The organism is Streptomyces sp. YIM 98790 (assembly GCF_011421595.1).
GTDB lineage: Bacteria > Actinomycetota > Actinomycetes > Streptomycetales > Streptomycetaceae > Streptomyces.
In genome coordinates this window covers 1-6,542 of sequence record NZ_WTLH01000259.1, presented here as the reverse complement: position 1 = coordinate 6,542, position 6,542 = coordinate 1, and the positions used below count along the sequence as shown (strand labels likewise).

The 6,542-nt window shown below is 77.4% G+C and carries 7 protein-coding genes; 2 read left to right on the top strand and 5 right to left on the bottom strand.

The genetic code is table 11. The features are described from left to right. Nucleotides 1-966, top strand: a 966-nt coding sequence (locus GQS09_RS30500; protein ID WP_165990013.1) for a glycosyltransferase, incomplete at its 5' end; no start/stop codon positions are given. An 86-nt stretch (nucleotides 967-1,052) separates the two neighbouring features. Here GQS09_RS30500 and GQS09_RS26140 read toward each other — a convergent pair. Together GQS09_RS26140 and GQS09_RS26135 are read right to left on the bottom strand one after the other, a co-directional pair. Continuing rightward, entirely contained in the window at nucleotides 1,053-2,159 is a 1,107-nt protein-coding gene (locus GQS09_RS26140) for an exo-alpha-sialidase (protein ID WP_165990012.1), read from the bottom strand. 136 nt (nucleotides 2,160-2,295) lie between these two features. After that, nucleotides 2,296-3,381 carry an NADH:flavin oxidoreductase/NADH oxidase gene (locus tag GQS09_RS26135; protein WP_165990011.1) on the bottom strand — a complete coding sequence of 362 codons (1,086 nt, stop codon included), beginning with the start codon at nucleotides 3,379-3,381 and terminating at the stop codon, nucleotides 2,296-2,298. A 122-nt stretch (nucleotides 3,382-3,503) separates the two neighbouring features. On the opposite strand from GQS09_RS26135, the gene GQS09_RS26130 reads away from it, so the two are divergent. Then, a complete protein-coding gene (locus GQS09_RS26130) occupies nucleotides 3,504-3,857 on the top strand; it encodes a helix-turn-helix transcriptional regulator (protein WP_165990010.1) in 354 nt (117 codons plus the stop codon). A 20-nt stretch (nucleotides 3,858-3,877) separates the two neighbouring features. Here GQS09_RS26130 and GQS09_RS26125 read toward each other — a convergent pair whose 3' ends face one another. The 3 genes from GQS09_RS26125 to GQS09_RS26115 all read right to left on the bottom strand — a co-directional run bounded on the left by GQS09_RS26125 (nucleotide 3,878) and on the right by GQS09_RS26115 (nucleotide 6,385). Beyond that, the gene (locus GQS09_RS26125) at nucleotides 3,878-4,537 is read right to left on the bottom strand and encodes a TetR/AcrR family transcriptional regulator (protein ID WP_165990009.1); all 660 of its coding nucleotides are present in this window, start codon (nucleotides 4,535-4,537) and stop codon (nucleotides 3,878-3,880) included. 237 nt (nucleotides 4,538-4,774) lie between these two features. Beyond that, complete coding sequence (locus GQS09_RS26120; RefSeq protein WP_165990008.1) at nucleotides 4,775-5,722, bottom strand: M56 family metallopeptidase; 948 nt, start codon at nucleotides 5,720-5,722, stop codon at nucleotides 4,775-4,777. Nucleotides 5,723-5,848: 126 nt separating this feature from the next. Continuing rightward, complete coding sequence (locus GQS09_RS26115; RefSeq protein ID WP_165990007.1) at nucleotides 5,849-6,385, bottom strand: DUF5134 domain-containing protein; 537 nt, start codon at nucleotides 6,383-6,385, stop codon at nucleotides 5,849-5,851. Nucleotides 6,386-6,542 lie beyond the last annotated feature (157 nt).

Sequence of the window (6,542 nt, the reverse complement as noted above, 5' to 3'; positions counted from 1 at the left end):
GGCCGCACCCGGCGCCCGGCCCTGCGGGCCGCCCGGCGGGTGCTCGCCGAGCACGGAGCGCGGGCCGACGTGGTGCTGCTGCACGACCCGGAACTGCTGCTCGCCCTGCCCGGCGCGGTCCGCGACTGGGACCGCGCGACTCCCGGACGCCGCCCGGCCGTGGTGTGGGACGTGCACGAGGACACCGCCGCGGCCCTCGCCGACAAGCCCTGGGTGCCGGGCCCGCTGCGCCGCCCGCTCGCGCTCGCGGTGCGGGCCGCGGAACGGGCCGCCGAACGCCGCATCCACCTGCTGCTCGCCGAGGACGGCTACCGGGACCGGTTCCGGCTGCCGCATCCGGTGGTGGCCAACCTGGTGCGGGTGCCGCCGGACCCGCCCGCGCCGCCGGGACCGGACCGGGCCGTCTACCTCGGCCACCTCTCCCGGGCCCGCGGAGCGGCGGAACTGGTGGAGACGGCGCGGCTGCTGGGCCCGGACTTCCGGGTCGAGGTGATCGGCGCCGCCGACCCCGCCGTCCGCCCGGCGCTGGCCGCCGCGGACCGGGACGGGCTGCTGCGCTGGCACGGCTTCCTGCCGCACGACGCCGCCCTGGGCCGGCTCGGCGGCGCGCTCGCCGGGCTGTCCCTGCTGCACGACCGGCCCAACTACCGCCACTCCCGGCCCACCAAGGTGCTGGAGTACATGGCGTACGGCATCCCGGTGGTCACCACCCCCAATCCGTCGGCCGCGGAGCTGGTCCGGGCACACGGCTGCGGGCTGGTCGTCCCCCACGGCGAACCGGCCGCGGTGGCCGCCGCGCTGCGCAGGCTGCGCGACGAGCCGGGACAGCGGCGGGCCATGGGCGCCCGCGGCCATGCCGCCGCCCGGGCCTTCCACTGGCCGGACGCGGCCGGGGACTTCGTCGCCCGGCTGGAGTCCTGGGCCGGGCGGGCGCCCGCCCGGCCCCCGGCACCGGCCGGCTCCTGACCGCGCCGGACCGCGCCGGCCCGGCCCGGTCACGGTCCGGCCCGGTTCCCGGCCGGACCGGACGGCCGGCCCGGCCCGGGGGCCGGTCAGCCGATCACCGCCGCCCGGACGCACAGCACGTCCGGCAGATGGCCGGCCAGCTGCCGCCAGCCGTCCCCGTCGTCGGCGCTGGCGAAGAGCTCGCCGTTGCGGTTGCCGAAGTAGACGCCCGCCGGGTCGGCGTCGTCCGTGCACAGGGCGTCCCGCAGCACCGTGCCGTGGTGCGGGACGCCGGGCAGGCCGTCGGACAGCCCGGTCCAGGTGCCGCCCGCGTCCTCCGTGCGGTAGACCCGGCAGCGGCGGCCGGCCGGCACCCGGTCGGTGTCCGCGTTGAGCGGGAAGACATAGGCCGTGCCGCCGCGGTGCGGATGGGCGGCCACCGGGAAGCCGAAGTCCGAGGGCAGTCCCTCGCCGATGGACGTCCAGCTCCCGCCGCCGTCGTCACTGCGGTAGACGCCCCAGTGGTTCTGCAGATAGAGCCGGTCCGGATCGGCCGCGTCCCGCGCCACCTTGTGCACGCACTGGCCGAACTCCGGGTACGGCTCGGGCTGGAAGACCACCCGCACCCCGGTGTTGGACGGCGCCCAGCTCTCCCCGCCGTCCCCGCTGCGGTACACCCCGCCGGTGGACACCGCGATCAGCAGCGAACGGTCGTCCCGCGGATCGATCAGCACGGTGTGCAGGCCCAGCCCGCCGCCGCCCGGCACCCACTTCTCCCTGCTCGGGTGCTCCCACAGCGAGCGGACCAGCTCGAAGGACTCACCGCCGTCCTCCGAGCGGAACAGCGCACCCGGCTCGGTGCCGGCGTACACCACTCCGGGGGAACCGGGCCCGGCCGGGCGGAGCTGCCAGACCCGCTCCACCGAGGCGCCGGTGTCCGCGGGGAATTTCACCGCCTGCCGGGACGGCTCGACCCAGGTGGCGCCGAGGTCGTCGGAGTGGAAGACGGACGGGCCGTAGTGCGTGCTGTCGGCGCCGACCAGCAGCCGGGGGCCGCCCGAGGGCCGGCGGTCCACGGCCACCGCGTACACCTCCTGGGCCGCGAAGTGCGGTCCGTCGAACTCCCAGCCGCCGGCGGCCCGCCGCCCCAGCGGGCTCCGGGCGAGAAACAGTCCTTTGCGAGTGCCCACCGCGAGCAGAACTTCTGTGGCCATGCCGCACCTCCGGGTGACGCTGTGACAGGGGGTGCCGGCCGGGCCGTCGGGCGGCGGCCGGCCGACGGCCGCCAGTCTGCCCCCCGCCACTGACAGCCGGCCGTCGGCGCGCCCCGGCACGCCCGGCGGCCCCGGGTCAGCCCGCCCGGGCGTACTGCGGGGGCACCGGGCCCGGGTCGCCGTCGCGGAGCTCGCGGGAGGCGCGGCGCGCCCAGTACGGGTCGCGCAGCAGTTCCCGGCCGAGCAGCACCGCGTCCGCCTCGCCGTCCGTGACGATCTTCTCCGCCTGCCGGGGATCGGTGATCAGGCCGACCGCCGCCGTCGGCAGCCCGGTCTCCTGCCGCACCCGGGCCGCGAAGGGCACCTGGTAGCCGGGTCCGACGGGAATCCGCACGCCGGCCGCGTTGCCCCCGCTGGAGACGTCCAGCAGGTCCACCCCGCGGGCCCGCAGCTCACCGGCGAGCGCCACCGTGTCGTCCGGCGTCCAGCCGCCCTCGGACAGCCAGTCGGTGGCCGAGACGCGGAAGAACAGCGGGAGTTCCGCGGGCCACACCTCCCGCACCGCCTCGGTCACCTCCAGGGCGAGCCGGGTCCGGCCGGCGAAGTCACCGCCGTAGGCGTCGGTGCGGCGGTTGGCGTGCGGGGAGAGGAACTGGCCGATCAGATAGCCGTGCGCGCCGTGGATCTCCGCCACCTTGAAGCCCGCGTCCAGCGCCCGCCGGGCGGCGGCGGCGAAGTCGGCGACGATCCGGCGGATGCCCGCCGGGGTGAGCTGCTCGGGCACCTGGTGCCGTTCGTCGAAGGGGACCGGGCTGGGCGCGAGCGCCTGCCAGCCGCCCCGGTCCGCCGCCAGCGGCGCACCGCCCAGCCACGGGCGGTCGGTGGCGGCCTTGCGCCCGGCGTGCGCAAGCTGGATGCCCGGCACCGTGCCCTGCGCGGCCAGGAAGGCGGTGATCCGGCGCAGCGCCGCCGCCTGCCGGTCGTTCCACAGGCCCAGGTCGGCGGGGCTGATCCGGCCCTCGGGACCGACCGCGGTGGCCTCCAGCAGGATCAGGCCGGTGCCGCCGGCCGCGCGGGCCGCGTAGTGGGCGAAGTGCCAGTCGGTGGCCACTCCGGCCTCCGGGCCCTCCGGTTCCGCGCTGTACTGGCACATGGGCGCCATCCAGACACGGTTGGGCAGGGTCAGGGACCGCAGGGTCAGCGGTTCGAAGAGGGCGCTCACGGGCGGACTCCTCCCTCGGGCCGGCGGCTGCGCCGCACGGACGGCTCACAGTGGGCGGTAGTACGATAGGCGCCGTAGTACGGTATCTGTCAAACTACGATCGGTCTCGTAGGATCGGGGACATGGTGACGCAACTCGGGGACGGGCCCGCCGGACGCGAACTCGCCCACCCGGCACGGTCGGACATCCGCCTGGAGCAGGTGCTGCACGCCCTGGCCGATCCGATGCGGCTGGCGGTCGTGCGGGCCCTGGACGCCGCCCGCCAGGAGCTGGCCTGCTCCGCCATCGAACTGCCGGTGAGCAAATCCACCAGCACCCATCACTTCCGGGTGCTGCGGGAGAGCGGGGTCATCCGCCAGGACTACCGGGGCACTGCCAAGATGACCTGCCTGCGCCGGGACGACCTGGACGCCCGCTTCCCCGGCCTGCTGGACAGCGTGCTGGCCGCCGCCGCGCGCCAGGACCCCGCCGGCTGAGCCTCCCGCGCTCCCGCGGTTCAGCGCCGGGCGGTGCGCGCCCGCCCGGGCGCCCGGGGGAGGCCGCCGGCCGGTTCGGCCCCGGGCGGCGTGCCAAGGTGCCAGTCCAGGCCGTAGCGGTCGAAGAGTTCCTTGCGCAGCGGCGCCGCGGGCAGCGGCACCCCCGGGATCAGCATGGCCACCACGGCACCCATCAACTGGGCCCGCAGGATGGGGTAGTCGGTGTCCGGATCGCCGGAGCCGTAGGCGACCAGCGCGCCGCGCAGCAGCCGGGCCAGATGCCGCTGCTCCGCACACGGCACGAAGCCCTCCTGCTGGAGCAGGCCGGCCATGTGCGCGCGCATCAGCACCGGCCGTTCGCAGGCCAGCCCCAGGATTGCGTCGATGGCCCGGGCGAGCAGTTCCGGACCGGCCCCCGGGCCCGTTGGCCGGGGCTCTCGCTCCAGTGCGGCGGAGACGGTCAGCCGCATCAGCCGGTGCACCGCGGACTGCAGCAACTGCCGCTTGCCGGGGAAGTAGTAGGAGATCAGCCCGCGTGCCGCGCCCGCCCGGCCGGCGATGTCCCCGAGCGTGGTCCCCTCGTAGCCGCGCTCGCCGACCAGTTCCACCGCCGCCTCCAGAAGCCGTTCCCGGGAACGTCGGCGAAGTTCTTCATTGACGTCGGGGGGACGAGGGGACATCCTTGATGCTCCTGGGTTGACTGGCTGTCAGCCAATATACTCAGCTGCCGGAGCGCGGCGGCCGGTATCGGGCGGAGCGGGGGACCGCCCGATACCGGCATGATGCCGTCGTGCCCCCGGCTTCTCCACCACCCGGGCCGTTTTCGGACACCGGTGCGGCCCGGGTGGTGGCCGGGGCCGGTGCGGCGCACAGCGCCGGCCGGCCGCGTCCACCGGCGGGCACCGGTGAGCCAGGGGTCACCGGAGCGCGGACAGGCCCGGCACGAAGGCCACCAGCAGCGGCACCGCGGGCACCATGGCGGCCGCCGCCGTCACCCGCAGCCGGCGCCCCGGGGTCAGCCGGGGCCCGGGGTCGAGCAGCCGCCCGACGCGGTGCGGCAGCTGTCCCCGCTCGGCCCCGTCCGGGCCGAAGACCCCGCGGCCCTCGTTCAGCCCCACCAGCGCCAGCGCGGTGGTGAGCCGTCCGACGCGGCGCGAGGCCACGTCGTCCGCGGCCAGCTCCACCAGCCGGTGCACCTGCTGCTGGAACGCGGTGAACACCGGGATCCGCGGGAAGCCCCGGGCCAGCGCGCCGGCGCAGTGCTGGAGCCAGTGGTGGCGGGCCCGGGCGTGCCCGCGCTCATGGGCCAGGATGGCGTCCAGCTGGCGGCCGTTCAGCCGCCGCAGCGCACCGGTGGTGATCAGCAGCCGTTCCGAGCCGGGCAGCAGCCACGCGTCCGGGCGCTCGTCCTCCACCACGGCCAGCCGGGGGCCGCCGTCCCGCTCGGCGGGGCGCTCACCGGGCAGCAGCGGGGCGCGGGAGAGCAGTTCCGCCCGCCGGCGACGGCGCCGGGAGCGGGCGTCGCGCACCTCGCGCAGCAGCATCCAACCGGTCCAGGCGCCGCCCGCGGCGAGCAGCACGGCCGGCGGGGCCGCCCAGGGCTGGCCCTCGGGGTGCAGCGCGTAGGCGTCCGGCACGCCGCCGGGCGCGGGCCCGAACAGCCGGCCCCGCACCGCAGGCCAGGCCGCGGCGCCGGACAGCGTCATGGCCAGGAAGAAGCACAGCAGCACGGCGACCACCACGCACTGCCACACCCACAGGGCGAGCACCGGTTCCCGGTCGGCCCAGGAACCGCGGGCCAGCCACCGGGGCGCCAGTGCCGCGGTGAGCCCGCCCAGCGCGAGCAGCGTGAACGCGACGAGCATGGGGTCAGCCTATGGCCTGCCGCCGCCGGCCCGGCACGGGCCGGGGCGGGCCCCGGCCCCCGCCCCGGCCGGGCCCGCTGTGCCCCCGCCCCGCCGGGCCCGCGCGGCGGGCGCGTCCCTCACGGGTCAGAGGGTCAGCAGCATGGTGAACATGGCCAGCGCCAGGGCGAGCCGGCAGGCGGCGCCGACCTCGTGGGACAGGGCCGGGCCCGGCGGGGCCTGGTCGGGCGCCGGGGCGGGCAGCAGGTGACGCGCCGAGGCCAGGGCGTACCCGGCGAAGTAGGCCAGCAGCAGGCCGGTCAGCACCGGGACGCCGCCCGCCTCCGTCCCGTGGTGGTGCCCGCCGGCCGCGGGCATGGCCAGCGACATGTAGACCATGGCGGCGGCCTCCAGCCCGTGGTGCGTCTGGTGCCGCGCACCCGTCAGGCGCAGCGCCGCCGCCCACACCACCGCCGCGCCGAACAGCACCGCGAACACCGCCGGCGGCGGTGCGGCATCCGCCGCCGGCACCGCCATCGCCGCCATGCCCAGCCCCATCAGCGCCTGGAGCCCGGCCGGCTGCCGGTGCCGCGGCGCACCCCGGCACATGGCGACCAGGCAGTAGCCGCCCACCACCGCGCACAACCCGGTCATCAGCCACCCCAGCGGCTCCGGACCGTGCATCGGCCCACCTCCCGGCTCCCGGAGCTCCCGTACCCGGGATGCCCGGCCGGGCCGCCGCATACGGGAGCGCACGGGTGCACACCGCGCCGGGGGCGCAGCGCCGCCGCCCGCCGCACGCACCGCCGCGCCGCCCGGCGGGTGAGGGCGGGGCGGGTCA

Bases quoted from the DNA above. Each gene is read 5' to 3' on its own strand.
- GQS09_RS26140 (WP_165990012.1), bottom strand. From the start codon at position 2,159: ATGGCCACAGAAGTTCTGCTCGCGGTGGGCACTCGCAAAGGACTGTTT.
- GQS09_RS26130 (WP_165990010.1), top strand. From the start codon at position 3,504: ATGGTGACGCAACTCGGGGACGGGCCCGCCGGACGCGAACTCGCCCAC.
- GQS09_RS26125 (WP_165990009.1), bottom strand. From the start codon at position 4,537: ATGTCCCCTCGTCCCCCCGACGTCAATGAAGAACTTCGCCGACGTTCC.
- GQS09_RS26120 (WP_165990008.1), bottom strand. From the start codon at position 5,722: ATGCTCGTCGCGTTCACGCTGCTCGCGCTGGGCGGGCTCACCGCGGCA.
- GQS09_RS26115 (WP_165990007.1), bottom strand. From the start codon at position 6,385: ATGCACGGTCCGGAGCCGCTGGGGTGGCTGATGACCGGGTTGTGCGCG.